Source organism: Mycobacterium sp., assembly GCF_049683355.1.
Lineage (GTDB): Bacteria > Actinomycetota > Actinomycetes > Mycobacteriales > Mycobacteriaceae > Mycobacterium.
In genome coordinates, this window is record NZ_JBAUJB010000297.1 from 1 (window position 1) to 25,660 (window position 25,660).

The 25,660-nt window shown below is 67.6% G+C and carries 29 protein-coding genes and 2 pseudogenes; 15 read left to right on the forward strand and 16 right to left on the reverse strand.

Features of this window, described 5'->3' with window-relative positions; translation table 11 throughout:
* From WA944_RS17180 to WA944_RS17200, 5 genes are all read right to left on the reverse strand, one after another.
* Positions 1-297, reverse strand: a 297-nt coding sequence (locus tag WA944_RS17180; RefSeq protein ID WP_526647177.1) for a cation-transporting P-type ATPase, incomplete at its 3' end; no start/stop codon positions are given.
* Positions 294-680 (reverse strand): universal stress protein, encoded by a 387-nt coding sequence (locus WA944_RS17185; protein ID WP_526647178.1) that lies wholly within the window; start codon positions 678-680, stop codon positions 294-296. The genes WA944_RS17185 and WA944_RS17180, both read right to left, overlap by 4 nt.
* Positions 681-763: 83 nt before the next feature.
* Complete coding sequence (gene trxA, locus WA944_RS17190; RefSeq protein WP_526647179.1) at positions 764-1,138, reverse strand: thioredoxin; 375 nt, start codon at positions 1,136-1,138, stop codon at positions 764-766.
* 45 nt (positions 1,139-1,183) lie between these two features.
* On the reverse strand, positions 1,184-2,383 hold the full coding sequence (locus WA944_RS17195; RefSeq protein WP_526609716.1) for an NAD(P)/FAD-dependent oxidoreductase: 1,200 nt from the start codon (positions 2,381-2,383) through the stop codon (positions 1,184-1,186).
* Positions 2,384-2,409: 26 nt separating this feature from the next.
* The gene (locus tag WA944_RS17200; protein ID WP_526372567.1) at positions 2,410-3,789 is read right to left on the reverse strand and encodes an MBL fold metallo-hydrolase; all 1,380 of its coding nucleotides are present in this window, start codon (positions 3,787-3,789) and stop codon (positions 2,410-2,412) included.
* A gap of 197 nt (positions 3,790-3,986) precedes the next feature.
* Here WA944_RS17200 and WA944_RS17205 point away from each other — a divergent pair, with 197 nt between their 5' ends.
* The 5 genes from WA944_RS17205 (at position 3,987) to WA944_RS17225 (ending at position 7,653) form a co-directional block, all read left to right on the forward strand.
* Positions 3,987-4,580: a rhodanese-like domain-containing protein gene (locus WA944_RS17205; RefSeq protein ID WP_526372566.1), complete on the forward strand. Its 594-nt coding sequence runs from the start codon at positions 3,987-3,989 to the stop codon at positions 4,578-4,580.
* 5 nt (positions 4,581-4,585) lie between these two features.
* Positions 4,586-5,455 carry a sulfite exporter TauE/SafE family protein gene (locus WA944_RS17210; RefSeq protein ID WP_526372565.1) on the forward strand — a complete coding sequence of 290 codons (870 nt, stop codon included), beginning with the start codon at positions 4,586-4,588 and terminating at the stop codon, positions 5,453-5,455.
* 62 nt (positions 5,456-5,517) lie between these two features.
* The gene (locus WA944_RS17215) at positions 5,518-5,787 is read left to right on the forward strand and encodes a metal-sensitive transcriptional regulator (protein ID WP_526372564.1); all 270 of its coding nucleotides are present in this window, start codon (positions 5,518-5,520) and stop codon (positions 5,785-5,787) included.
* A 44-nt stretch (positions 5,788-5,831) separates the two neighbouring features.
* Entirely contained in the window at positions 5,832-6,242 is a 411-nt protein-coding gene (locus WA944_RS17220) for a DUF302 domain-containing protein (protein WP_526372563.1), read from the forward strand.
* A gap of 64 nt (positions 6,243-6,306) precedes the next feature.
* Positions 6,307-7,653: an MBL fold metallo-hydrolase gene (locus WA944_RS17225; protein ID WP_526372570.1), complete on the forward strand. Its 1,347-nt coding sequence runs from the start codon at positions 6,307-6,309 to the stop codon at positions 7,651-7,653.
* Here WA944_RS17225 and WA944_RS17230 read toward each other — a convergent pair.
* Both WA944_RS17230 and WA944_RS17235 read right to left on the reverse strand, forming a co-directional pair.
* Positions 7,650-7,997: a DUF202 domain-containing protein gene (locus WA944_RS17230; protein WP_526372562.1), complete on the reverse strand. Its 348-nt coding sequence runs from the start codon at positions 7,995-7,997 to the stop codon at positions 7,650-7,652. The two genes, WA944_RS17225 and WA944_RS17230, sit on opposite strands and share 4 nt — an antisense overlap.
* 1 nt (position 7,998) lies before the next feature.
* Positions 7,999-8,382 (reverse strand): DUF202 domain-containing protein, encoded by a 384-nt coding sequence (locus tag WA944_RS17235; RefSeq protein ID WP_526372569.1) that lies wholly within the window; start codon positions 8,380-8,382, stop codon positions 7,999-8,001.
* A gap of 140 nt (positions 8,383-8,522) precedes the next feature.
* Here WA944_RS17235 and WA944_RS17240 point away from each other — a divergent pair, with 140 nt between their 5' ends.
* On the forward strand, positions 8,523-9,434 hold the full coding sequence (locus WA944_RS17240) for a universal stress protein (protein ID WP_526372561.1): 912 nt from the start codon (positions 8,523-8,525) through the stop codon (positions 9,432-9,434).
* Between the two features lie 41 nt (positions 9,435-9,475).
* Positions 9,476-10,351 carry a universal stress protein gene (locus WA944_RS17245; RefSeq protein ID WP_526609720.1) on the forward strand — a complete coding sequence of 292 codons (876 nt, stop codon included), beginning with the start codon at positions 9,476-9,478 and terminating at the stop codon, positions 10,349-10,351.
* Between the two features lie 18 nt (positions 10,352-10,369).
* On the opposite strand, the gene WA944_RS17250 is transcribed toward WA944_RS17245, so the two are convergent.
* The 3 genes from WA944_RS17250 to WA944_RS17260 all read right to left on the reverse strand — a co-directional run bounded on the left by WA944_RS17250 (position 10,370) and on the right by WA944_RS17260 (position 12,459).
* Positions 10,370-11,089, reverse strand: a complete 720-nt coding sequence (locus tag WA944_RS17250; protein WP_526372560.1) for a peroxiredoxin — start codon at positions 11,087-11,089, stop codon at positions 10,370-10,372.
* Positions 11,090-11,181: 92 nt separating this feature from the next.
* Positions 11,182-11,781 (reverse strand): hypothetical protein, encoded by a 600-nt coding sequence (locus WA944_RS17255; protein ID WP_526372559.1) that lies wholly within the window; start codon positions 11,779-11,781, stop codon positions 11,182-11,184.
* 129 nt (positions 11,782-11,910) lie between these two features.
* Positions 11,911-12,459 (reverse strand): TetR/AcrR family transcriptional regulator, encoded by a 549-nt coding sequence (locus WA944_RS17260; RefSeq protein WP_526372558.1) that lies wholly within the window; start codon positions 12,457-12,459, stop codon positions 11,911-11,913.
* 13 nt (positions 12,460-12,472) lie between these two features.
* Between WA944_RS17260 and WA944_RS17265 the strand changes: the two genes are divergently transcribed.
* From WA944_RS17265 to WA944_RS17275, 3 genes and pseudogenes are all read left to right on the forward strand, one after another.
* Positions 12,473-12,643 (forward strand): hypothetical protein, encoded by a 171-nt coding sequence (locus WA944_RS17265; RefSeq protein WP_526372557.1) that lies wholly within the window; start codon positions 12,473-12,475, stop codon positions 12,641-12,643.
* 116 nt (positions 12,644-12,759) lie between these two features.
* The gene (locus tag WA944_RS17270; protein WP_526372556.1) at positions 12,760-13,440 is read left to right on the forward strand and encodes a cutinase family protein; all 681 of its coding nucleotides are present in this window, start codon (positions 12,760-12,762) and stop codon (positions 13,438-13,440) included.
* Between the two features lie 66 nt (positions 13,441-13,506).
* A pseudogene (locus WA944_RS17275) lies at positions 13,507-15,357 on the forward strand (DUF7064 domain-containing protein).
* A gap of 8 nt (positions 15,358-15,365) precedes the next feature.
* On the opposite strand, the gene WA944_RS17280 reads toward WA944_RS17275, so the two are convergent.
* The 4 genes from WA944_RS17280 to WA944_RS17295 form a co-directional block, all read right to left on the reverse strand.
* Entirely contained in the window at positions 15,366-17,546 is a 2,181-nt protein-coding gene (locus WA944_RS17280) for a catalase (protein ID WP_526609723.1), read from the reverse strand.
* 113 nt (positions 17,547-17,659) lie between these two features.
* Positions 17,660-18,226, reverse strand: coding sequence for a hemerythrin domain-containing protein (locus WA944_RS17285; RefSeq protein ID WP_526370932.1), 567 nt, complete (start codon positions 18,224-18,226; stop codon positions 17,660-17,662).
* 86 nt (positions 18,227-18,312) lie between these two features.
* On the reverse strand, positions 18,313-19,017 hold the full coding sequence (locus tag WA944_RS17290; protein ID WP_526370934.1) for an IF2 family translation initiation factor: 705 nt from the start codon (positions 19,015-19,017) through the stop codon (positions 18,313-18,315).
* Positions 19,014-19,571 (reverse strand): CsbD family protein, encoded by a 558-nt coding sequence (locus WA944_RS17295; protein ID WP_526370936.1) that lies wholly within the window; start codon positions 19,569-19,571, stop codon positions 19,014-19,016. The genes WA944_RS17290 and WA944_RS17295 overlap by 4 nt, the downstream gene beginning before the upstream one ends.
* 139 nt (positions 19,572-19,710) lie before the next feature.
* Here WA944_RS17295 and WA944_RS17300 point away from each other — a divergent pair, with 139 nt between their 5' ends.
* The 4 genes and pseudogenes from WA944_RS17300 (at position 19,711) to WA944_RS17315 (ending at position 23,388) form a co-directional block, all read left to right on the forward strand.
* A complete protein-coding gene (locus tag WA944_RS17300; protein WP_526370938.1) occupies positions 19,711-20,568 on the forward strand; it encodes an oxygenase MpaB family protein in 858 nt (285 codons plus the stop codon).
* Between the two features lie 64 nt (positions 20,569-20,632).
* Positions 20,633-21,168: pseudogene (locus WA944_RS17305) on the forward strand (Rossmann-fold NAD(P)-binding domain-containing protein); the annotation flags it as partial.
* A gap of 32 nt (positions 21,169-21,200) precedes the next feature.
* Positions 21,201-22,511 carry an NAD(P)/FAD-dependent oxidoreductase gene (locus WA944_RS17310; protein WP_526370940.1) on the forward strand — a complete coding sequence of 437 codons (1,311 nt, stop codon included), beginning with the start codon at positions 21,201-21,203 and terminating at the stop codon, positions 22,509-22,511.
* Between the two features lie 49 nt (positions 22,512-22,560).
* Complete coding sequence (locus WA944_RS17315) at positions 22,561-23,388, forward strand: acyl-CoA thioesterase (RefSeq protein ID WP_526647180.1); 828 nt, start codon at positions 22,561-22,563, stop codon at positions 23,386-23,388.
* A 3-nt stretch (positions 23,389-23,391) separates the two neighbouring features.
* Here the strand turns inward: WA944_RS17315 and WA944_RS17320 are convergent, their stop codons facing one another.
* Entirely contained in the window at positions 23,392-24,495 is a 1,104-nt protein-coding gene (locus WA944_RS17320) for an alcohol dehydrogenase catalytic domain-containing protein (protein WP_526370942.1), read from the reverse strand.
* Positions 24,496-24,530: 35 nt separating this feature from the next.
* Between WA944_RS17320 and WA944_RS17325 the strand changes: the two genes are divergently transcribed.
* On the forward strand, positions 24,531-24,998 hold the full coding sequence (locus WA944_RS17325) for an acyl-CoA thioesterase (RefSeq protein ID WP_526370944.1): 468 nt from the start codon (positions 24,531-24,533) through the stop codon (positions 24,996-24,998).
* Here the strand turns inward: WA944_RS17325 and WA944_RS17330 are convergent.
* Positions 24,999-25,660 (reverse strand): HAD-IC family P-type ATPase (locus WA944_RS17330; protein ID WP_526647181.1); only part of this gene is annotated, 662 nt, incomplete at its 5' end.

The following is a 25,660-nucleotide window of genomic DNA, read 5'->3' on the forward strand; positions in this document are numbered from 1 at the left end:
GTTGACGATCACCACAGCAAAGATCACGACGGAGTCGACGTACTCGCCCAGCAGCGCGGTGACGGTTCCGGCGGCCAGCAGGACATAGATGAGCGGGTGGTGGAACTGACGCAGGATCCGCACCAGCAGCCCCGCTCCCCGCTGCGCGGGCAGGACGTTGCGTCCGTACCGTTGCACCCGCTGGGCGGCTTCGTCGCCGCTGAGGCCGCGGTGCGGCTCGGTCTCCAGCAGCAGAACGACCTCGTGACCGGAGATCCCGTGGTGCACGCTCGCAGCCAGGGAGACCGGCGCGGTCATCGGGCGCGTTCCGGATGGTAGCCTGCGGTCGGTTCGATGACCAGCACCGGCACCGGCACCGGCACCGGCGAATGCTCGATGATGTCCGCAGAGACGCTGCCGAGCAGCCGGGTGGACAGACCCCGGCCGCGCCGCCCGACCACCAGCACGCGCAATCCCGTTGTGCCAGCTGCCCTTTGCGGCGGAGCGCCCCTGGGCCCGAATCTGGCCACGCCGGGGCTGCGCTGTACCCGTTCCACCACGATCGGCACGAACAACGGCCCCAGCACCACCGCGATCAGCGTCCACAGCGGGTCGTGACCGTGGCGCGCCATCCACAGCCCGGATGCGAGCCCCACGACGATCCAGGCAACGATCAGTGTGACGACGAGGGTGGTGTTCACACTTTCCACCGTGTCAGACCGGTGCGCGTCGGGACAGTTCCTTATGCCCGGTTGCGATAGGGACTTTGTGCCTTGGCCCCGGCCTACGCCGGTGTCGCCGCCTTCCGCGCAGCGATCTTGGCGCGGACCTGGTCCATGTCCAGGGCCTTCACCCGGGTGATCAGGTCCTCCAGCGCGGCCGCCGGCAGCGCCCCGGCCTGGCTGTACACCAGCACGCCGTCGCGGAAGACCATCACGGTCGGGATCGACCGGATTTCCAACGTGGCGGCCAGATCACGCTCGGCTTGGGTGTCGACCTTGGCGTGCACGACATCAGGATGAGCGTCTGAGGACCGCTCGAAAACCGGCGCGAACGCCCGGCACGGCCCACACCACGACGCCCAGAAGTCGACCAGCACAATCGAGTTGTCGACGATGGTGGACTCGAAGTCGTCGTAGGAGAGATTCTTGGTGGTCATGGCGGTGCCCTTTCTGTGTAATGCGCTGTGTGACAATCGGATCTTTCAGGCCCGGCCCTTGAGCATCAGGTTCCAGTACATGAACGGCAGCCCGTATTTCTTGAGGTACCAGTAACTGCGGTGCGGCTTGGTCGGGTCGATCAGCGGGATGGACGGCGTCAGGTTCAGGTCGTAGTCGAACTCGGCGAGCAGCATCGCGTGCGAGGACGTCACGATCGGGCACGAGCCGTATCCGTTGTACGCGGCGCCGAGCTGTCGACCGTCGAGATAGGACTCGATGTTGTCGACCACGACCGGGGCCTGCTTGCGGATCGCGGCACCGGTCTTGGAGTTCGGAGACGATCCGGCGTCGCCGAGACTGAACACGTTGGGGTAGCGCACATGCTGCATGGTGTGCTTGTCGATCTCGACGTATCCCCCACCGTCACCGGTCGACAGCGGGCTCGCCTTGATCCAGTCCGGTGCGGATTGGCGCGGCACGGCATGGAGCAGGTCGTAGGACAGCATGGTGTCGCTCCCACCTTCTCCGATGCCGGACACACCGACCTTGCGTGCCGCCGCGTCGATGGAGGTCACCTCGGCGTTGGTGTGCACGGTGATGCCGTAGTCGGCGGCGACGACATCGAGGTTGTCGGCGATCGCCGGGATCCCGAACAGCCGCGGTGTCGGCACCACCAGGTGGACGTCGATGTCCTTGAGCACTCCCTGGGACCGCCAGTAGTCACTGGCCAGGTAGGCGATCTTCTGCGGCGCCCCGGCACACTTGATCGGGCCGGACGGCATCATGAACACCGCACCGCCCGAACGCATGCCGCGGATGTACTCCCAGGTGCGCGGGGCCAGGTCGAACCGGTAGTTCGACGACACCCCGTCCCTGCCGAGGCTCTCCTGCAACCCTTCGGTGCGATTCCAGTCGAGTTGGATCCCGGGGCAGACCACGAGCACGTCGTACTCGTAGGCCGCCCCGTCGGCGCAGCTGACGGTGTTGTTGTCCGGGTCGACGGCCGTTGCGGCGTTCTGAATCCATCGCGCTCCTTTGGGCATCACCGAGGCTTCCGGCCGCGCGGTCGTCGCGGCCTTGGCCTGGCCACCGCCGACCAGGGTCCACAGCGGTTGGTAGTAGTGCGTGCCCGAGGGTTCGATGACGGCGACGTCGTCCTGTCCCTTGTGCAGCAGGCGTGCGGCGACGCTGATTCCAGCGGTGCCGCCGCCGACGATGACGACCCGATGCTTGGCGGTGATCATGGCGGCTGTTCCTCTTCTGTTGTCGGCTAGGCGTTCTGGTGTGCGTCATCCCAGGCGCCGTAGCCACCCAGGATGTCGCTGACATCAACGAAGCCGTTCTGCCGCAGCAGACTCGCGGCCACCGAGGACCGGTAGCCACCGGCGCAGTACACGACCGTCGGCTTACTCCGGTCCAGTTCGTTGCGCCGGCTCGGCAGCTGCCCCACCGGGATCGCGATCGCGTTCGGGATGGTTCCCGCCGCCACCTCACCGGGGTTTCGCACATCGACGATCTGCAGGTCGGCCAGCTCTGAGGCGCGCTGGTCGAATGACTTGGCGGTCAGACGGGATGCGATCTGAACGTCACCTCGATGGGAGAACATCACCTCGAAAGGCCGGTCCAGATAGCCGATCACCCGGTCGAAACCGATTCGGGCAAGCCGGTTCTTACCTTCCAGCTCCTGCCCCGGCTCGGCGAAGAGCACGATGTCGACGTCCGATGGCAGGACCGACCCGGCGAACTCGGCGTAGCGACCCTCGAGCCCGATGTTGACCGCCTGGCGCAGGTGGCCCTGGGCGAACTCCTCAGGGGTGCGCCCGTCGACGAGGACGGCGCCTTCCTCGATGGCTTTGCGCACCTGCTCGTAGGTCATCGGTGTGGGCATCTTGGTCTCGTCGAGCAGCTCACGATCCTTGCGGTTGAGGATCGCGTCGTAGACGAAGTAGCCAGGTGCCGGCGGCTGCCCTTCGGTGACGAGGTCCATGAAGGTGGCCTTGTCGGGCGCCCGCAGGGCGTAGTTGGTTGCCTTCTGCTCCCCCATCGTCGACCACAGGTCAGTCGACAGGTTCTTCCCGCATGCCGAGCCCGCACCGTGGGCCGGGTACACCCGGGTCGCGTCGGGCAGGGTCATCAGCTTGTTGTGCAGCGAGTCATAGAGCTTGTCGGCCAACTCCTCACGGGTGAACCCGATCGAGGCCAGCAGATCGGGCCGGCCGACGTCGCCGATGAACAGCGCATCGCCGGTCAGGACACCGTAGGGAACCTCGTCGCCGGGATGCTCGTAGACCACGATGCTCAGCGACTCGGGGGTGTGGCCCGGGGTGTGGCGGAACTCCAGCGTCACCTCACCGAGTGAATAGCGCTCGCCGTCGGCGACACCCATCGACTCGAACTCGGTCTCGGCGACCGAGGAGTACACGATCTTGGCGCCGGTGGCCTTGGCCAACTCCAGGTGTCCCGACAGGAAGTCGGCGTGGAAATGGGTCTCGATGACGAGTTCGATCGTGCAGCCGAACTCCTTGGCGTCGGCCAGGTACTCGGCCACATCACGCTGAGGGTCGACAACAACTGCGCGTCCGGTGGTTTCGTCGGCAATCAGATACGACGCATGGGACAGGCAATCCAAGTAGTACTGGATGAACTTCATGTCTGCAGACCTTTCGTTGGCGGTGGGAGGGCTTCTGCTTCACACTGTGCCTATACCCCTATGGGTATGTCAAGTACCTCCATGGGTATAGATATTTCCACTTGCTATTACCCCTGGGGGTATGTGTACTCTGGGATCCGGATATACCCCGGCGGTATGAGGGGTCGCCCGTACCGCCCGCTGAAAGGACCACAGACATGACCGCACCAGCCATCATCGATTCGCAGAACCTCAGCGACCTGCTCGGTTCGGCCACGCCGCCGCGAGTGCTCGACGTCCGCACCCCGGGCGAGTTCGAGACTGCCCACATCGCGGGGGCGTACAACGTGCCGCTTGATCTGCTGCGGGAACACCGCGACGAGATCATCAAGCACCTCGACGAGGACGTCGTGCTGGTCTGCCGTTCGGGTCAGCGCGCCGCCCAGGCAGAGGAGACGCTGCGCGGCGCCGGATTGGGCAACGTGCACATCCTCGACGGCGGGATCACCGCGTGGGAAGCCAGGGGCTTCGCGGTCAACCGTGGCGCCCAGCGCTGGGACCTGGAGCGGCAGGTCCGCCTGGTCGCCGGCTCGATCGTGCTCTCCAGCATCCTGGCCAGCGTCGCCGTCCCCAAGGCCAAGTGGCTGGCCGCTGCGATCGGCGGCGGGCTGACCTTCGCGTCGCTGACCAATACGTGCGCGATGGGCATGGCGCTGTCGAAGCTGCCGTACAACCGCGGCGCCACCTGCGACGCCCCGACCATCGTGTCCCAGCTCGTCGGATCTGCCCCCACAGACCAGAAAGCGAGCTGACCGTCATGATTGCGCTCACCATCGGTCTCGCCGTCTTCGTCGGCATCTCGCTGGGGCTGCTGGGCGGCGGTGGCTCCATCCTGACCGTGCCGCTGCTAGCCTACGTGGCCGGGATGGACGCCAAACAGGCCATCGCCACCTCGTTGCTCGTCGTCGGTGTCACCAGCGCAATCGGCGCCATCTCGCACGCGCGAGCCGGCCGGGTGCAGTGGCGCACCGGCCTGATCTTCGGCGGGGCAGGCATGGCCGGCGCCTACGCCGGCGGCGTGCTGGCCCGCTTCATCCCGGGGACCGTACTGCTCATCGGCTTCGCCGTGATGATGATCGCCACCGCCATCGCGATGCTGCGCGGCCGCAAGAACTCCGAGACCTCCGACGGCGGACATCGGCTGCCGATGCCGAAGATCGTCGCCGAAGGCCTGGTGGTCGGTCTGGTGACCGGCCTGGTCGGCGCCGGCGGCGGCTTCCTGGTGGTACCCGCCCTCGCGCTGCTCGGCGGGCTGCCGATGCCCATCGCCGTCGGCACCTCGTTGATCGTGATCGCCATGAAGTCGTTCGCCGGCTTGGCCGGGTATCTGTCCAGCGTCCAGATCAACTGGACTCTCGCATTGGCCGTCACCGTCGCCGCAGTTGTCGGCGCTCTGCTCGGAGCCCGCCTGACCGCAAAAGTCGACCCCGACGTCTTGCGGAAGGCTTTCGGCTGGTTTGTGCTCACGATGTCCTCGGTTGTCCTGGGCCAGGAGATCCACCCGGGCGTCGGAATCGCCGCTGCGGCACTCACTGCGGTCGCCGCCGCCATGACCTTCGTCTGCACCCGGTACGCCCACTGTCCGCTGCGCCGCCTGAGCGGGCAATTCCGCGCGGCAGCCGCATGATCACCCCAGGGAATACCCCCACGGGTACCATGGCTGTATCGTCCGGAGAGAGGAGCAACACCATGGTCGGTGACGAGGACGCAATCGGCGCGGTACTCAACAGGCTACGCAGAGCCCAGGGCCAGCTGGCCGGGGTCATCTCGATGATCGAACAGGGCCGCGACTGCAAGGACGTCGTGACGCAGTTGGCTGCGGTGTCACGGGCACTGGACAAAGCCGGGTTCAAGATCGTCGCCACCGGATTGCGGGAATGCCTGACCGGCGAGGCCGCCGAAGGCCAGAAGCCGATGACCGAAGCCGAGCTGGAGAAGCTGTTCCTGGCCTTGGCGTGATCGGCCGGAACCGCATGAAGTATCACGAGAACGGGAGGGAAACCATGAGCTACGCACTGTCGACGACACTGCACACCACGTTCGAGGACGCGGTGGAGAAGACCCGCAAGGCGCTGGCCGATCAGGGTTTCGGCGTGCTGACCGAGATCGACATGAAGGCCACCCTGAAGGCCAAGCTGGGCGAGGACATGGAGGACTATCTGATCCTTGGTGCCTGCAACCCGCCGCTGGCGCACCGCGCGGTCAACGCCGACCGCCAGATCGGGTTGTTGTTGCCCTGCAACGTCGCAGTACGCGCCGACACCACCAGCGAGGGCGCGGTGATCGTCGACGCGATGGACCCGCAGGTGATGGTCCAGCTCTCCGAGCAGCCGGGGATCCGCGAGGTCGCCGACGAAGCCGCAGCCAAGCTGCGCGCCGCAATCGAATCGCTGGAGTCCGCCGACGCGCGATAACACCAAGTGACCGAATCCCCTGCTGTACAAGGAGTTCGAAGTGGACGTCAACGTAGATGTGAAGATCGACATCGCCATCATCGAGACCACCGGGTTGGGTGACCGCAGTTACCTGATCAGCGCCGACGGGGACGCCGTCGTGGTCGACCCGCAACGCGACATCGACCGGGTACTCGACCTGGCCCGCGCTCGCGGGGTGCGGATCACCCATGTGCTGGAGACACACATCCACAACGACTACGTGACCGGCGGACTCGAGCTCTCCCGAACCACAGGAGCCGAGTACGTGGTCCCCGCCGGTGATGAGGTCGGCTATCAGCGCCGCGCTGTCCGCAACGGCGACGAGATCCGAGCCGGGTCGATGCGGTTCGAGGTCATGCACACCCCCGGCCACACCCATCACCACGTCAGCTACGTGCTGCGGGACTCGAACGGCACGGTGGCCGGCGTGTTCACCGGGGGCTCGATGTTGCACGGGACCACCGGACGCACCGACCTGCTCGGGGAAGAGCACACCCAGGAACTCAGTCACGCGCAGTTCCACTCGGTGCGTCGGCTCGCTGCGGCACTTCCCGATGACACCGAGGTCTATCCCACCCACGGGTTCGGCAGCTTCTGTTCGGCGACCCCGGCCAGTGGTGACTCGACCACGATCGCCGACCAGCGCAGAGACAATCCGGCGCTGACCCAGGACGAGCAGAGCTACGTCGACGAGCTGATCGCGGGACTGTCAGCCTACCCGGCCTACTACGCGCACATGGGTGTCATCAACACCGAAGGCCCGGCTCCCGTTGACCTTTCGCTACCGCAACCGGTTGATCCGGACGAACTGCGTCGTCGGATCGAGGCCGGCGAGTGGGTGGTGGACCTGCGCACCAGAACCGCGTTCGCCGCCGGGCACCTCGGTGGCACGTTGGGCTTCGAGTTGTCGGATTCGTTCGTCACCTACCTCGGATGGCTCTACTCCTGGGGTTCGCCGCTCACTCTCATCGGCGACAACGAGGATCAGATCGCCGACGCCCGGCGGGAACTCGCGCGCATCGGCGTCGACAACCTGACCGGCGCGGCAGTCGGTGAGATCAACACGCTGGCCGCCGGCGCCCCGCTGCGGTCATATCGCGTCGCGGACTTCGCCGGGCTCGCCGAGGTGTTCGACACGAACCCGCCGACCGTCCTCGATGTCCGTCAGAGTGGTGAGTACGACGACGGCCACGTCCGTGGTGCGCTCAACATTCCGTTGCACGAACTCAGCAAGCGCATCGGTGACGTCCCTGACGGTGAAGTCTGGGTGCACTGCGCCTCCGGGTACCGCTCGTCGATCGCCGCGTCGATGATCGACCGGCCGGGCCGCACAGTGGTTCTCGTGGACGACACCTTCGACCACGCAGAGAAGGCCGGCCTCGTCGGCTAACCGAGCGCCGCCGAGTACAGCAGCGCCACCACGATCGCCGCGGCGAAGCCGACGGTGGCACCGCCGATCAGCAGAACCTCGGAACGCGGGGCGAGCATGACCACTCGCCCCGCGACGACGGGGCTGGTGCTGATCTGCCTCGATCGCCGGTAACCGAGCCCGAGGACGAGCAGTGCGAGCAACGTCGCGGTCAGGGCCAGTGCCGTCCGGCCGGGGCCGAGCGGACCGTGCTGCCGCAGCATCACCAGTGCGCCACCGATCAGAAAGCCGAATGCGCTTCTCTCCCAGGAGAGTAGCGTGCGCTCAGCCGGAAGCCCGGGCTTCTGCGGCTCCCGACGGGGCATCTCACGCCCCCGCCGGCGGCCAGACGACCAGGATCACGAGCACCACGACGGTCACCGCGAAGATCGATCCGCCGAGCAGCAGCGGGACGTGTGTGGGGGGCAGATCCTGGTCCCGGCGCATCGCGGTTTGGACACGCTGCCACCGCCGCACCGCCAGCGCCGCCAGCAGGCCGCCGCCTGCGGTCAGCACCACGCTGAGACCGTGCCGTACACCGGGGATCCCGAAGGACGGCACGAACTGTACGACGGCGATGCCGCCGGCGATCAACGCCAGCGCCGTCCGGATCCACGCCAGGAAGGTCCGCTCGTTGGCCAGCGTGAAGCGGTAGTCCGGCTCTTCCTCACCGGCCGGTTCGGACGGTCCTTCGTGATCGGCAGAACCCATCAGACCGCTTCCCCTCGTCGAGCGGGCGTTGTTGGTCACAGCGTAGGGCGCCATCGTGCCATCCCCGAAGCACTAGGGCACACCAGTTGGGGACCAATGCCCCCAGACCCCGACGCCGGCCACGACCTACCATCGGGCCCATGATGGATCCAGTCGCCCGCGGAATCGTCGTCGCCGTCGACGGTTCACCCTCATCGACCGCGGCGGTCGAATGGGCCGCCCGCGATGCCGAGTTGCACAACGTGCCGCTCAAGGTGGTGCATGTCATCGCTCCCCTGACCTATGTCGCCGAGGGGTGGTCGGCGTTCCCGACCGAGGTCTATTCGCAGGCCCAGGAAAAGGAGTCGGCCCGGATCCTCGAGCAAGCCCACAAGGTGGCCGTCGAGGCGGCAGCACCCGATCGGGCCTCGCAGGTGACCAGTGAGGTGCTGCACGAACCGATCGTGCCCGGCCTCGTCGACCTCTCCAAGACCGCCGGCCTGGTCGTTGTGGGCTGCCGCGGGGAAGGCGGGGTGGCGGGCGCACTGCTGGGCTCGGTCAGTTCCGGGTTGGTGCACCACGCGCACTGCCCGGTCGCGGTGATCCACGACGAGGACCCGACCCCCCAGCCGTCCCGGGCCCCGGTCGTGGTCGGCATCGACGGCTCACCCACCTCGGAGCTGGCCACCGAGATCGCATTCGACGAAGCGTCGCGGCGCGGGGTGGAGTTGGTGGCACTGCACGCATGGACCGACATGGGCCCGCTGGAGTTCCCCCGAACGAATTGGGCCCCCATCGAATGGCGGAACTACAAGGAGCAGGAAGAGGAGGTGCTCTCCGAGCGCCTCAGCGGGTACCGGGACCGCTACCCCGACGTCGCCGTGCGCAAGGTGGTGGTCAGTGACCGGCCGGCGCCCCGCCTGCTCGAGCAGGCCGAGCATGCGCAGCTCGTGGTGGTGGGCAGCCACGGCCGCGGCGGTTTCACCGGCATGCTGCTGGGATCGGTCGCCCGGGCGGTCGTGCATTCGGCCCGGGTGCCGGTGATCGTCGCGCGCAAGCCCGAACATCGGTGATCTGAAACATAATTCGCAGTACAGACTCTGAGGAGCTCTCGGTGGCAGTTCGTGTGGTGATGGGTTACGACGGCTCTCAGGAGGCGGGCACCGCGATCGACGTCGGGGTGTCGCTTTTTCCGGGTGCGCACGGGTGGATCACCTACCTGTGGGTTCCGCCGTTTGCCAGCGACAAAGTTCGGCGGCGGTTGCGCTCCCGCGCTCGCGACACCGACGAGTTGGTCGCTTTGGTCGAACAGGAGGGCGAGCGCGAGGCCCAGCGTGTCGTCGCCACCGGTGTGACACTGGCCGGCGCCGCCGGATGGGACGCCGAACCGTTGCTGAAGCGGACCTGGGGCGGGGAGGGCTGGCGCATCGCGCAGGTCGCCGAGGAGGTCGACGCGGACCTCGTCATCGTCGGATCGCGGGGGCTGGGAGGCGCCAAAGCGGTGCTGGGCAGCGTTTCCGACCTGGTGGTGCACTACTGCGCGAGGCCCATGGTGGTGGTGCCGCACCCGATGTTGTCCACCGAACACGCGGCGCTGGCCGACGGGCCGGTGATCGTGGGCTGGGACGGTTCGGCAGGAGCCGAGAAGGCGTTGGCGGCAGCCATGCGCCTGCTCCCTGACAGGGACCTGCTGCTGGTATCGGTGGACGCCGACGACACCGTCGACGAACCGTCCCCCGTCGACGCCGAGGTGCTGGGCGACCGAAAGGTGGAGCGGCTCAATGTCGAACGTGGTCGCGGTTTTTCTGCTCACGCCTGCGCGGACGCATTGCTCAACACCGCACGGGACCGCGATGCCGCGGTCATCGCGGTCGGGTCGCGCGGCCGCTCAGCGGCACGGAAGATCCTGTTGGGCAGCGTCGCCATGGCCACGCTGCACAACGCTGAGCGGCCGGTCATGGTCGTCCCCAGCGAGTGGGAAGTGCCCTGACCACCACTACAGCCCCGATCAGCTGCGAATAGCCCTCTCGACGTCGTCGGCCGAGAGTTCCTTGGTACAGAAGAACCAGTCCACACACTCGACGCCGTCCACCTGGTCGTCCATTCGCTGCTTCGCCGTGCCGCTGGAGCCGGCGGGTGGGACGATCACGGCGTCACCCGGGCGCCAATCCGCCGGTGTGGCAACGTCGAAGTGGTCAGCGGTCTGCAACGCCTTGATGACGCGGAGCAACTCGTCGAAGTTGCGCCCCAGGCTGAGCGGGTAGTAGATCACGGCGCGGATGATGGCTTGTGGATCGATGACGAACACCGCGCGTACCGCCTTGGTGGAGTCTTCGTTCGGCATGATCATGCCGTACTTCCGTGCCACCTCCATCGAAACATCCTCGATGAGCGGGAATTTCACCTCGACATCACGCATGCCGCGGAACTCGATCTTGTCCTTGATCGTACGCAGCCAGGCGATGTGACTGTACAGACCGTCGATCGACAGCCCCACCAGTTCGGTGTTGTAGGAGGCGAACTGGTCGGCCATCGCGGCGAAAGTCATGAATTCGCTTGTGCACACCGGCGTGAAGTCTGCCGGATGTGAGAACAGGATGACCCACTTGCCGGCGTAATCGGCTGGGAAGTTGATGTCCCCCTGGGTGGTGGCGGCGGTGAAAGCCGGAGCCGGATCCCCGATCCGGGGCATCCCCACCGTGGGTTCGGACGTGTCGATGATGGTCATGTTCATGGTCCCTTCTGAAGGTCGTCGTTACCTGTTCGATAATACCCCTGGGGGTATACTCCCGACGTGCCGTGCCTCGGTGTTCTTGCCCACTACTGACTTCGGTGCAGAGCGCGCCTGATGCGCAACTGTGCCGCCGCGACGTTCCTGACCGCCTCCTCGAGCAGCGTCACGAACTCCCCGTCGTAACTGTTGACCGAACCCGCCAGAGCCGCGAGGCACATGTGCGCCGCAGCGTGGGCATCGTCGGTCGCCGCGCGCAACTCACTGGTCAGGTCGGGGTCCGGGGACGGCAGATGTGCAGGGAGGTCCACCGCCGACACCTCATGAAGGTCCTCGCAGGCCGTCTGCAATCCTCGTCGGTCGAAACTCTCCATCGCGCGCTGCGCGTCGTCGAGAAGAGTTTCCAGTTCCTCGACGTGCGGGCCCGCCACAGCCGCCCAGTCCGCGAATGCGGTCTCGTCGGAGGTCGGCGGTGCCGCACCGCCCGAAGGTCTTTCGTCACCGATGAAGGCGACAATGAGCGCTCCGCAGATGACCGCTACCAGGATCGTGATGCCGAGAAGTGCCCACCGTGTACGGACCCAGTACCTGCGTTCCACCTCATCGGCCGCAGGATCGATCGGGGCCCCACACTCACCGCAGAATTCCCAGCCCGCCGGGTTCGGATGTCCGGAAGGGCACTCGGCCATCAGCGGCTACCGATGTCTTCGTGGCGCACCATGACACCGACACTGCCCCTCCTCGCTGCTGGGAAACAGGGCCAGCAGGCCAGTGCGGGAGGGACCTTCGGCACCTGTGGTGGCAGGCGGTTTCAAAAGTCAGCCCAACAGCAGCCGGGTGGCGCGCTTCAGTACGCCGGTGCGGGTACTTCCGGGGTGTTCGGCTGCGATGAAGTGGTTACCGATGGCGAGTGCGAAGGCGAGCATGGCGCGGGCCTCGACCTCCTCCGGATCGGCGCAGTACTGCGAGATGAGGTCGCGCAGGTAGCGCATGCGTTGGTTGTCGACATCACGAAGACGGGCGGCCACAGTGTCGTCGCGGCGGGCCCAGTCGCGCACAGCCAGGTCGATCGGAAGAAGCTCGTCGGAGAATGTCAGCATCCCCGCGCGCGTCGCCTTGCTGCGCGGGTCTCCGCCCTCCCGCTCCACGCGCGCGAGCACTTCCGCGGTGCTCCTTCGCTCCCAGGCGTCCAGCAGCGCTTCGAGGAACTCCTGACGACTCGCGAACTGGTGGTAGAAGCCACCTCGCGTCACCGCGAGATTCTGGGCGAGCGCGTCCACGCGCACTGCGTCCGGCCCACCGTCGGCCAACGCTGCCAGACCGGCGTCGATCCAGGATTCACGCGGGGTGCGCGTGGAAGCAGGCATTGCTAATTCCTAGTTGACACGACCCGACGGCCTCTTCTTCGCCACATTCGTGCATCACCGATGGTGGGCCACCCGCGCGGTGTGGTCTGCGGTCCAACGCGCGCACGTGCGCACCGTTCTCGGTCTACTCGATCGGGCCGCGCGCGCAGCCGATCCCGCTGCGGCCACCGAGCTGCAGTGGTGACCGACAGGCTTCATCAGTACTCTTCGTTTGGACAGAGATCGTGCGGGTACACCGTCGCCGTTCGTCGCGGAGCAACGACGCCGGCCGCGGGTCAGATTCGAGAACAGGCGGTCCAGATGAACAGAATCAGGCGTTGGTTTGCAGGTGTAGCCCCAGTCCTGGTGGCGGCCGCGGGCTCGGCGGTGGTCGCGGCACCCGCGTACGCCGCCCCGTGTCCCGACGTCGAAGTGGTGTTCGCCCGCGGCACGTTCGAGCCGCCGGGGATCGGAGCCACCGGCCAGGCGTTCGTGGATTCGCTGCGCTCGAAGACCAACGGCAAGTCCGTCGATGTCTACGCGGTGAATTACCCTGCCTCCCTTGACTTCGCCGCCGCCGCCGACGGGGTCATCGACGCGAGCAACCGGGTCGTGGAGATGGCGGCGAACTGCCCGAACACCGACATCGTCCTCGGCGGCTTCTCGCAGGGGGCGGCGGTCGCTGCCTACATCACCGAGGACGCCATTCCCGAGGGCTACACACCACCTCCCGGTATGACCGGACCGATGCCGCTGTCGGTGGCCGATCAGGTGGCCGCGGTGGCGCTGTTCGGAAAGCCGTCCACCGGTTTTCTGCAGATGCTCAACACCGGTGCTCCTCCCATCGTCGTCGGGCCGGCGTACGAGTCCAAGACCCTCGACCTGTGCATCCCGGAAGACCCGGTGTGTTCTCCGTCCGGAGGGGACGGCGGCGCGCACAGCGCCTACACGCTGCGGGGCCTGACGGACCAGGCGGCGGACTTCGCGGCGAGCAGGCTCTAGACCGCCCGACACGAAGGTATTGACACCCGTCAACACTGTGATCGGGCTCACTGCTAGGTTCGTCGCGTGGCTCGCCCTGCAGACCTCCTCATCGAACGTCCCGCCGACCTCAGCGCCGACTGGTTGACCGCAATCCTCGGTCAAGGCCGCATCTCGGGGTTCACTACCGAGGGGATCGGCACCGGCCAGATGAGCGAGTGCTACCGCGTCGCTCTGACGTATGCCGACACGGGCGCAGGCGGTCCCACGTCGGTCGTGCTCAAGGTCGCCGCGGCCGACCCGAACAGCAGGCAGACCGGGCTGGCACTCGGGCTCTACGAGCGCGAGGCCCGGTTCTACACCGACATCGCGCCGGGGCTGCCCGGACCGGTGGCACCGTGTCATCACGCCGCCTTCGACCCGGAGACCGGTGCCTTCCATCTCCTGCTCGGCGACGCGGCGCCAGCCGTCGTCGGCGACGAATCCGCGGCGCGACAGCGGACCAGGCGGAGCTGGCGCTCGCTGAACTCGGCCGGGTGCACGGCCCTCTGATGAGCGACGCCTCACTGGCCGGCGCCGAGTGGCTCAACCGCGAGTCGCCGGTGAGTCAGGCGCTGCTCGCCCAGCTGTGGGCCGGCTTCTCCGAGCGCTTCGGCGACGCGATCGACCCGGCGCACCGCGAGGTGTGAGCAGTTGGTCGCCGCGTTCGACGCCTACGTCGCCGCCGAGGCCACCGGCAACCGGGTCCACGGCCTGGTGCACGGTGACTATCGGCTCGACAACATGCTTTTCGGGCAGCCCGGTGCGGACCGGGCGCTGACCGTGGTGGATTGGCAGACGGTCACGTGGGGACCGGCGTTCACCGACGTCGCCTACTTCCTCGGGTGCGCCCTGCCGGTCGAGGTGCGCCGCGAGCAGTACGGACGGTTGCTGCGTGCCTACCACCGAGCATTGGGACCCGGGACAGCCGTCGGCCTGGACGCCGTCCGCGACGGGGTGCGCCGTCAGAGCTTCTTCGGCGTGATGATGGCGATCATCTCCTCCATGCTCGTCGCACGCACCAGGCGACGAGGACCTGTGGAACGAGAGCTGGTACTTCGACTTCGCCGACGCGCAACAAGATGTCGGCGGATGGGTGCGTCTCGGGCTGGTGCCCAACCAGAAGACCGGCTGGATCAACGCGCTGGTGTGCGGGCCCGACATGCCGACGATCGCCATCGTGGACTTCGCCGCGGACCTGCCCGCCGACCCGTCCGAGATCCGCACCGAGTCGGCGCACCTCACGTTCGACACCGGCGAACCACTGCAGACCTACCGGGTGACCGTCCAGGGGCGCGCAGAGGTTTTCGACGACCCGGCGGGCCTGCTGCGCGGTGATGCGGGCCGGCCGACAGAGTTGACGATGGACCTCACCTGGACGACCGTGGGCACCCCGTATCAATACCGCATCACGCCGCGCTACGAGATCGCCTGCACCGTGACCGGAACAGTGACCGCCGACGGCCGGCAGTACCGCTTCGAGGCGGTCGCCGGTCAGCGGGATCACCGTGGGGAGTCCGCGATTGGTGGGGAATGGACTGGGTGTGGAACGCCCTGCATCTCGAGGACGGCACCCATCTGCACGGCGTCGACGTCCGCATTCCCGGCGTACCCCCGATGGGCATCGGCTACCTGCAGCCACCTGGCGCGCCACTCGCCGAACTGACGACGGTCAGCGCCCAAGCCAGCTTCGCCGACGACGGGTTGCCCATCTCGACGTCACTGACCCTGCAGCCCGGCGATCTGACCGTCGACGTCGACATCCGCGGGCACGCCCCGGTCCGGCTGACCGCCGACGACGGGCGGATCAGTTACTTCCCACGCGCCTGGGCGGCTGTCGCCACCGGCGACGGCCGCACCGGCATCGGCTGGCTGGAGTGGAACCGCAACCCGCGCTGACCGCGCGGTCACTTCGGTGCGCTACGGGAGCCCTTCTTGACCAGCCCACGCTTGCGTGGCGCCGAGGTCGAACTCGGCCGCTTCGACGGCGGCACCTCAGACGCCATCACCGCGTCGGCGCGCGCCCAGACCCGGTGCAGCCCCAGCGCGGCGACGAGCTCGGCCGAGAAGGACTTGTCGGCGTCGCTGCTGACCAACACCCCGGGGGCACCCCGGTCGATCCCGGCGGCGTCGAGCAGAGAGACGCCGTCACCCCAGGCACCCATCGCCTTGCAGTGCCGGAACAGCTCCTGCAACATCACCACAACCTTGATGTCGGTGGTCGGTGTGGTGCCCGCCGCGACCACGATCGCGTCGAACTCGATCGAGCGGGCGGTGGTGAAGGTGCGCTGCACCACCACCGAGCGGCGTCCCGACTTCAGCGTGCCGCCGACGGGAGCGGTGACGAGTACCTCGACGCCGACCTTCTCCAAGGCCTTGGTCAACGTCGCGACCCCGGCCAGATCCGAGCCTGCGTCGGCGATCACCGCGACCTTTCGACCGGCGACCGGCCCCGGTTCCGTGACGACCTGGGACAGCGCTGCCGAGGTGGTGACGTCCTCAGGCGGATCCCCCTTCGGGGCAGGAAGTCCCATACCTTCGGCGACCTGCCTGCACAGCTCGGTGTCGACGTTGGCGAGCACTTCGAGTTCGCGTTCCTTGATGGCCTGCTCGTAGCACTTGCCCAGCTCGAAGGTGAACGCCTCGATGACGTGTGCCTGCTCGACCTTGGTCAGGCTGCGGTAGAACAAGGCGGCCTGGGTGAAGTGATCGCTGAACGAGACCGGTTCGGCGCGCTCCACGGGGCCGTCGACAGCGCGGGGAGTGGGGACGTAGCCGCCCTCTTCGGCGGTCGCGACCAGAGGCTCACCCCCGTCGATGCTGTTGCGCAGGTACGGCGCCTGGCCGTAGTGCACGGCCGTCTGGTGCATCCCGTCGCGGAGTATGTCGTTGACCGGGCAGTGCGGCCGATTGATCGGCAGCTGCGTGAAGTTGGGCCCACCCAGTCGAGTGAGCTGGGTGTCGAGATAGGAGAACAGCCGGGCCTGCATCAGGGGGTCGTTGGTGACCTCGATCCCGGGTACCAGGTTGCCCGTGTGGAACGCCACCTGTTCGGTCTCCGCGAAGTAGTTCGTGGGGTTGCGGTCCAGCGTCAGCTTGCCGATCAGCTGCACCGGCGCCAACTCCTCGGGCACGATCTTGGTCGGGTCCAGCAGGTCGATGCCCTCGAAGGTCTCGGAGCCGTCGTCGGGCATCACCTGGATACCCAGCTCGTATTCCAGTGGGGCGCCCGCTTCGATGCCGTCGGCCATGTCGCGGCGATGGAAGTCCGGATCCACACCGGCGGTGATCTGTGCTTCCTCCCACACCAGCGAGTGCACCCCGGCGACCGGCTTCCAGTGGAACTTCACCAGGCTGGTCTTGCCGCGGGCGTTGACCAGCCGGAAGGTGTGTACGCCGAAGCCTTCCATGGTCCGGTACGAGCGCGGGATGCCGCGGTCGCTCATGTTCCAGAACACGTGGTGGGTGGCCTCGGTATGCAGCGACACGAAGTCCCAGAACGTGTCGTGCGCCGACTGCGCCTGCGGAATCTCGCGGTCTGGGTGGGGCTTTCCCGCGTGGATGATGTCGGGGAACTTGATGCCGTCCTGGATGAAGAACACCGGGATGTTGTTGCCGACGAGATCGAAGTTGCCCTGGTCGGTGTAGAACTTCACCGCAAAACCGCGGGTGTCCCGCACGGTGTCTGCCGAGCCGCGTGATCCGAGGACGGTGGAGAATCGGCAGAACACGTCGGTGCGCCTGCCCTTGTCGGCGAGGAATTCCGCCTTCGTGGCCTTGGCCGCGTTGCCGTAGGCCTCGAAGGTGCCGTGCGCGGCAGCGCCGCGGGCGTGCACCACCCGTTCCGGGATCCGCTCGTGGTCGAAGTGGGTGATCTTCTCACGGAGATGGAAATCCTCCATCAGCGTCGGACCGCGGTTGCCGGCCTTGAGCGAGTGGTCGGTGTCAGGCAGCCGCACGCCCTGTGCGGTGGTCAGGTAGCGACCGGTCTGCGCGCGCGAGTCCAGCTGTCCCGCAGCGTCGTCGGATGCGCCGGCGGGGCCGACGGCACGCGGGGCGGTCTGATCTCGATTTCGTGAAGGGGGCATCGATGCTCCAAGCGATACGTCGATTGCGGCTGCCTTCTCAGGCGGTCCATGAACCAGCGCAGGGGCTGTACGCCGGTCCGGAGAGTTCCCCGCTCGCCGGACCGACAAACGCCTCAGGCCGCGGTGCCTCGCAGCGCGTCGCGCGCCCGGTCGAGCAGCGACGCGAACGGCCCCACGGCGAAGTTGGCGAACGCCGACTCCACCCCGGCATGGGGATGTGTCGGTGCGATCCGCTCGGCCATCTGCACCGCTGACGCCAGCTTGGCCAGTTCCGCGTCGTCCAACTGCTTTTCGAGCAACGTGAACTCCTCGGTTTCCTCCCGCTCGGCGTGCTCCAGCACCGCCGCCTGCAGATGGATCAGCGCCTTGCTGAAGTCCGCAGTGCCGCAGGGAATCTTCTCCAACTCGCTCAACGCCACCTTGGCGTCGTGTTCCTCGGTGAGCCTGGCGTCAGCGATCTCACTGCCACCGTCGATCTTCCGCCGCACCCGCGGGTGGACCATCATCTCCTCGGCCGTCTCGTGGACGGCGAGAAGGGTCCGCAGGCGGGTGAAGGCTTCCTGCTGATCGTCGGCGTTCTTCGCGTCCAACGTCTCGACGAACAGCGCCTTGATCGTCTCGTGCTGTGTCTTCAGATAGGTGACCACGTCACCGGGTGTACTCACAGGCTTCTGACCCACGATGGATGACCTCCGTGTTCTGGGCTGGATGGTTACGCGAGGGGCTGTGCGCTGCCCGGTGTTTACCCGGCACGGGCGTGCGGCAATCACTTCTCGGCCCGCTCCGCCTGCCGGTTGGCCTTCTCGGTCTCGGCCAGTTCTTCGACCCGATTCGCTCGTGCCCGCTTGGCCGCCGCGGTCCCGCGCTTGTCCGAAGCCTCCTCCAGCGTTCCCTTCGCCTGCTCCACGACCACACGCTCGTCGGCCAGGATCGCCTCGTGCGCGTCCTTCCTGGCCGCCTCGACGGCGGACGCCTTCTTGGTGGCCGCGGCCTGGGCTTCCTGCTTGACCGCGGCAGTGCGCTGCGTTGCCTTCTCGGCCGCGTTGTCGGCACGCTTGCGTGCCGCCCGGCGGGCCTGCTGCGCTTCCTGCTGGCGCGTCTCGTGCGCCTCCTGCTGCTCCTCGACGGCCTCGGTCAGATCGGATCGCAGTGCCGCATCAGCCTTTTCGCGCTTGGCCTCGGCAGCTGCATTCAGCCGCGCAGCGCGTGCCAACGCGTCACTGCGGTCCACCAGAGCGGTGCCACTGGCCTGCAGGTTCACGTCACCCAGCACTGATCCGACCGCCGCATCGAGGGCGCCGAGAGAACGCTCGTAGAACAAGCGCGCCGGTGTCTCGGCGTCGAGCCGGGTCATGACCCGATCCTCGATGAGCTGCAACGGCAACCGGGCGAGCCGATACTGCAGCCTCAAGAGGACGACCGGCACGTTGACGATGTTCATGGTCCACTCCTGTGTCCTGATGGTGTTCATGGCAGGTCGGCTTCTTCGGTGATCGACTCGGCACGCTGACGGAGACGCTCGGCCTCCTGCTTGGCGTTGTCGGTCACCTTCACCGCGGTGTCATGCTCTGCGGTGGCCGCCAACAGGTCCTCCTGGGCCGCCTCGATCTCCGCATGTTCCCGGTTCTTGGCCTGATTGACCTCGTGCTGCGCCTCCGCTTGAGCCGCCACTGCCTCTCGGGCGACGTCGTTGCGGGCTGCTTGCTCGGCGAGGTGTTGCTCGTCCTGCTTCTGCGCCTGGATGTCGCCCTTGGCTTCCGCGGCCTCGGTGTCCGCCTCGACGCGAACCCGGGCGAGCTCGGCCTCGGCTTTCGACAACTCGGTCAGCGCCTCCGTCGTCTCGGCGTCTGCAACGGTTTCGGCAACGTTGGCCTCCTTGCGCTCACGCGCCTGGGTCTGTTCCAGTTGCCCCTCTGCGGTCAGCGAATCGTTTCCGATCGCCGCGCCCGCGATCTCCTTCGCCTTGCCTTTGACGGAATCCAGCAAGCCCTCGCGGGCCTGATCCGCCTTATCGTGTTCTGTCATCTGCGAAACTCCTCTCGCCGGCAAACTGCCAGTCGGCTGCCTTCGAGGCATTCCCCGCAGCGCCCATCTCAACCTTCGTGTGACCAATCGCGCTCCCGCCGGCCGTCGCAGGGCGGGAATCCGGGACCACAATGAGGTCATGGTGGTTCCCGACCTCGGCACCGTTCGCCGACAACTCGGCCAGGCGGTGTTCGGCATGGTCGCCGGACCGGAGGGGCCCGAGAACCGGGCGCGGATCCACGACACCCCTGGACCCAGGTGGTTCGGCGAGGAGCGGCCGATCCGGCGGGTGCACGGCGACGCTTCGATGTTCGTGGGTGGTCTGCGCGCGCTGCTGCTGCAGTCGCTGCATCCGCTCGCGATGGCCGGGGTCGCCGGGCACTCCGATTACCGGGGTGACCCATGGGGCCGACTCGCGCGCACCAGCACCTTCCTGGCCGAGACCACCTTCGGCACGGCGGCCGACGCACAGCGCGCGGTCGACCGGGTGCGGGGCATCCACACCCGGGTGCGGGGAACGGCCGCCGACGGCCGGCACTACCACGCGACCGATCCGCATCTGCTCGAATGGGTGCACGTCGCGGAGATCGACAGCTTCCTGCACGCCCATCAGCTCTACGGGGCGGCTCCCCTGTCCCAGCAGGGCCGGGACGACTACGTCGCCGACACTGCGCGGGTGGCGATGGCGTTGGGGGTCCCGGACCCGCCGCGCAGCCAGCGGGAACTCACCGAGCGGATCGAGGCCTACCGTCCGGAGCTGCAGAGCACCGCCGCCGCACGTGAGGCAGCACGGTTTCTGCTGGTGACCCCGCCGCTGCCGCTGATCGCCAAGGGTCCCTACGCGGTCCTGGCCGCCAGTTCGGTCGCGATGCTGCCGTCGTGGGCGCGGGCACCGTTGCGGCTGCCGTATTTGCCTCCGGTGGAGACGACAGTGGTCCGCGCGACCGGACGGATCCTGGTCGGCGGCATCCGTTGGGCGCTGGCTGCGAACGCCTGAGGCCCGTTTCGTCGACGGCAGAGCGGGAACAGCACCGGTATGCCCTTACGCGTCGCGGTCACCGGAGGCAGTCCTGGCCGAGGCCACGTCGGACTCGCCGCTCGAGGTCTACGTGCTTCGGCCCTGCATCGTCGCCGGGCCGAAGGCGCCGGCGCTGTTCGACGCCATGCCCTGGAATCAGCTTCCCAGGCCTCTGCGCGGGGTCACCCAGACGCTGCCGCTGATCAAGCCGCCGTTCCCGGACCCGGGCACCCCGCTGCAACTGGTTCACCACGACGACGTCGCTTCCGCGATCGCGTTGGCGGTGACGACCGATTCGGCGTTGCCGGGGGCGTACAACATCGCCGGCGACGGGGTGCTGTCGATGTCGGAGGTCGGAGAGGCGCTCGGCGCCCGGCCGGTCAAGGTGCCCCGCAGCGCGGCGGTGGCCACCTCGGAGCTGATATCGCGGTTGCCGTTCGTTCCGTCGGCTCTGGAGTGGCTGCACGCGGGCCGCACTTCAGTGGTGATGGACACCGGCAAGGCCAGAAGCCAGCTCGGCTGGTCTCCGAATACTCTGCAGCACAAACACTGTGGTCTCTGGCCAACAGCGTCCGTTGAACGTACCGAACCATCAGTCAGGAGCTTTGTCCATGACATCGGTTGTGATCGTGGGTAGCGGGTTCACCGGCTTCGAGTGCGCCCGCCGACTGGCCCGAATCCTGCGCAGGAACGACGCCTCGGTGGACGTGACCATCATCTCCCCGGTGGACTACATGCTCTACACACCGCTGCTCCCGGAGGTGGCCGGTGGTGTCGTCGACGGTCGGTTCGTCACCATCCCGCTCGCCAACGCGCTCGATGGCGTGCGCGCCGTGCGTGGGCGGGTGGAGTCCGTTGACTTCGATCAACACACGCTCTGCTACACCGATCCCGAGAACCGCTCGCGTGACATCTCTTGGGACCGGCTGGTTCTGACGCCTGGTTCGGTCACGCGCCTGTTCGACATCCCGGGTCTCGCCGAGCACGGCCGCGGGTTGAAGTCCACCGCCGAAGCGCTGTATCTCCGCGACCATGTGCTCGAGCAGTTCGAGCTGGCGAACGTCGACGACGACCCGCAACGCATCCGTGCCCGCCGCACGGTCGTCATCGTCGGTGCGTCGTACTCGGGGACCGAACTCGCCGCCCAGCTACGCGCTCTGGCCGATTCGGCGGCCGCACAGATGGGATTCGACCCGGCCGAGGTCCGCGTCGTGCTGCTCGACATGGCCGAACAGGTGATGCCGGAAGTCGGCGAGAAGCTCGGCGCGGCCGCGATGCGGGTACTCGGCGAACGCGGCATCGAGGTGCGGCTCGGCACCACGCTGAACGAGGTGCACGCCGACCATGTGATCCTCAGCGACGACTCGCGCCTCGACACCCACACCGTTGCGTGGGTGACCGGCGTCACCGGGGCACCGTTGATCGCCGAGCTCGGGTTGGACACCGAACGAGGCCGGGTCACGGTGGACACCGAGCTGCAGGTGCCAGGTCATCCCGATGTCTTCGCCGCGGGTGACGCCGCCGCGGTGCCCGATCTCACCCAGCCCGGCAAGATCACCCCGCCCACCGCGCAGCACGCGACGCGGCAGGGAAAGATGCTGGCCCGCAACGTCGCCGCCAGCCTCGGGTACGGCTCGAAGAAACGCTACAAGCACCGCGACATGGGCCTGGTGGTCGATCTGGGCCCGCGCTACGCGGTTGCCAACCCGCTCGGCATCCAGCTCTCCGGGCTGCCGGCGAAGTTCGTCACCCGGGCCTACCACCTCTATGCGATCCCGAGGTCGGTGAACCGGTGGGCGGTGTCGCTGGCCTACCTCACCGACGCGGTGTTCGACCGGTCGGTCGTCTCGATGGGGCTGTCGACCCAGGAGGACGCGAAGTTCTCCACCAGTGAGGGCATCCCGATGCCCAAGGCGGATTGATTCGTCCGGTTCGTTGAGGCGACCGAGCCATCGGGCAAGATGGTCGCCGATGTCCTCCTCGCTCGGCGATGTGCTCGCCTCCCTGCAGCTGCACCGGGTCGACCCAGCGCTCTTCGTCGGCCAGCAACTGCCTGCTCCGACCAACCACATCCTCGGCGGACACATCTCGGCGCAGGCCTTGATGGCGGCCAGCCACACCGCGCCGGGCCGGGCACCGCACAGTGTGCACACCTATTTCCTGCGCCCCGGTGACGCCCGTCGGCCGGTCGAGTTCGACGTGGCCGATCTGCAGGAAGGCCGGACGTTCTCGGCGCGCCGGGTGACCGCCCGTCAGGACGGCCAGATCCTGCTCGAGGCGATGTCCTCGTTCAAGGTCACCGACACCGCATCCGCTCAGGTGGTGTATCAGCCACCGGTCCCCCCGGCGCCCGAGCCGGAGTCGTTGCCCTGGGTGGCACCACATTTCGCCGAGTCCGAGGAGACCACCGAGGGGCAGTGGGCGAGCCTGCGCTGGTTCGAGCGTCGGGTCATCGACGCCGAGCAGGCGCCGCCGGCACGGTCGCGGATCTGGTGGCGGCCGGCCGGAGAGGTGCCCGACGACCCGGTGCTGACCGCGACGCTGGTCGCGTATCTGTCGGCCGTGACGCTGACCGAACCGGCGTACGCGGCCCGCGGCGGCATCGGCGTCTCGGCGCAGCGCGACCATTCGGTGTGGTTCCATGCGCCTGCGGTGCTGTCGGATTGGCTTCTCTACGACCAAAGCTCACCCAGTAGCGCCGATTCACTCGCACTGGCGAGCGGGACGATGTTCAACCGCGACGGTGATCTGGTCTGCACGGTGCGCCAGGAGATGTACTTCCCGCCGCCGCGGCGCTGAGACCTATCCGAACTCGATGACCTGCCGCACCGCTTTGCCATCGGCCAGATCGTCCATCGCGGTGTTGATCTGGTCGAGGGTGATCGTCGAGGACACCAATGATTCGACGGGCAACCGCCCCTCACGCCACAACTGCACGAAACGCGGAATGTCGCGGGCGGGAACCGACGAACCCAGGTAGCTCCCGATCAGCGACCTGCCCTCGGCGACCAAACCCAGTGGCGACACGGTGAGCTGGGCGTCGGGTCGCGGTAGCCCGACGGTGATGGTGCGGCCTCCCGGCGCCGTCAGCGCGATCGCGGTCTCCAGCGCCGCGGGGTGGCCGACGGCCTCGATCACCACTGCCGCCTTCAGTCCGCGTTCGGTCGCTTCGTCTGGGGTGCAGGCGTCGTGCACACCCACCGCACGGGCGCGCTCGAGTTTGTCGGCCAGCGGGTCGACGCCGACGACACGGACGTCGTCGTGGGCCAGCGCGGTCAGTACCGCCGCCATCCCGACGCCGCCCAACCCGACCACGGCGACGGTCTGTCCCGGAACCGGTCGGCCGGCGTTCAGCACCGCACCGCCGCCGGTGAGCACCGCACAACCCAGCAGCGAGGCGACCACCGGCGGCACGTCGGCGTCGACAGGAACCACCGAACGCCGGTCGACGACCGCGTGGCCGGCGAAACCGGACACCCCGAGGTGGTGGAGTACCGACGCGCCGCTGCGGCTCAACCGGGTGCCACCGTCCATCAGCGTGCCCGCACCGTTGGCGGCGCTGCCCGGGATGCACGGTGCCAGCCCGTCCGTCGCACAACCGGCGCAGTCCCCGCACCGCGGCAGGAAGGTCAGCACCACCCGCCGGCCGGGTGCCAGATCACAATCACCGCCCACCGCCTCGACCACTCCGGCCGCTTCGTGGCCGAGCAGCATCGGCACCGGCCGTACCCGGTTACCGTCGATCACCGACAGGTCCGAGTGGCACAGCCCGGCCGCCTCGATGCGCACCAGCAACTCGTCCGGACCTGGCGGCGCCAAGTCGAGGTCGGCGATCGTCAGCGGCCCGGAGGTGGCGTACGGGCGAGGTAGACCGATCTGGTCGAGCACGGCTCCGCGGATCTTCATGAACACCAGCTTGCCCGCACTGCGACACTACGGCCATGACGAGCGAGGAGCAGACGCTGCGCAGCGGTGACTTCCCGGTGCACTGGCCGGTGCTGACCCGGTGGACCGACAACGACATGTTCGGTCACCTGAACAACGCGGTGTACTACGCACTGTTCGACACCGCGATCAACGCGTGGATCACCACCACCACCGGTATCGACCCACTGACCGCGCCGTGGCTCGGGGTGGTGGCCGAGTCCGGATGCCGCTACTACGCCGAGTTGAAGTTCCCGGATCCGCTGGCGGTCGGGTTGGCCGTCGAGCGACTCGGCCGTACCAGCGTCACCTACCGGCTCGGGGTCTTCCAGACACCGCACGATCCGGTCGGTGCCGGCGATCATCCGGTCGCCGCCGTCGGGCACTGGGTGCACGTGTACGTCGACCGCACCACCCGGCGCCCGATACCGATTCCCGACCAGATCCGCGGGCTGCTGGAGGGCACACGCGGCACACCGCCATGATCACGCTGCCGACGGATCGCTCACCGGTGCTGGTGCAGGCAGTCGAAGTCGCTTGAGCATGAGCGCGTTCACCGCGACGACGAAGCTCGAGCCCGACATGGACAACGCCGCGATCTCAGGGCGGAGAACAAGCCCGAAAGCCGGCTGGAACACCCCCGCTGCGATGGGCAGGGCAACGACGTTGTAGCCCACGGCCCAGGCGAGGTTCTGGCGCATCTTGCGCAGCGTGCCCCGCCCGATGCGGAGCGCGATCGCCACATCCAGCGGGTCAGACCGCATCAGCACCAGGTCGGCAGTCTCGATCGCGACGTCTGTGCCGGCACCGATCGCCACACCGAGGTCGGCCTGTGCCAGCGCGGGCGCGTCGTTGACGCCGTCGCCGACCATGGCGACCCTGCGGCCGTCGCGCTGCAGTCCGGCGATGGTGGTGGCCTTGTCCTCGGGTAGCACCTCGGCGAATACGCTGTCGATACCGAGCTGGGCCGCAATGCGTTTCGCCGTGGCTTCGTTGTCACCGCTGAGCATCACCACCTCCACACCGAGTTCGTGGAGGGACGCCACCGCGGCAGCCGACGTCTCGCGGGCCGCATCCGCGAGGGCGATGACGCCGACCCCGAGCCGGTCGACAGCGACCAGCACCGCGGTGCGGCCGGTGGCGGCCA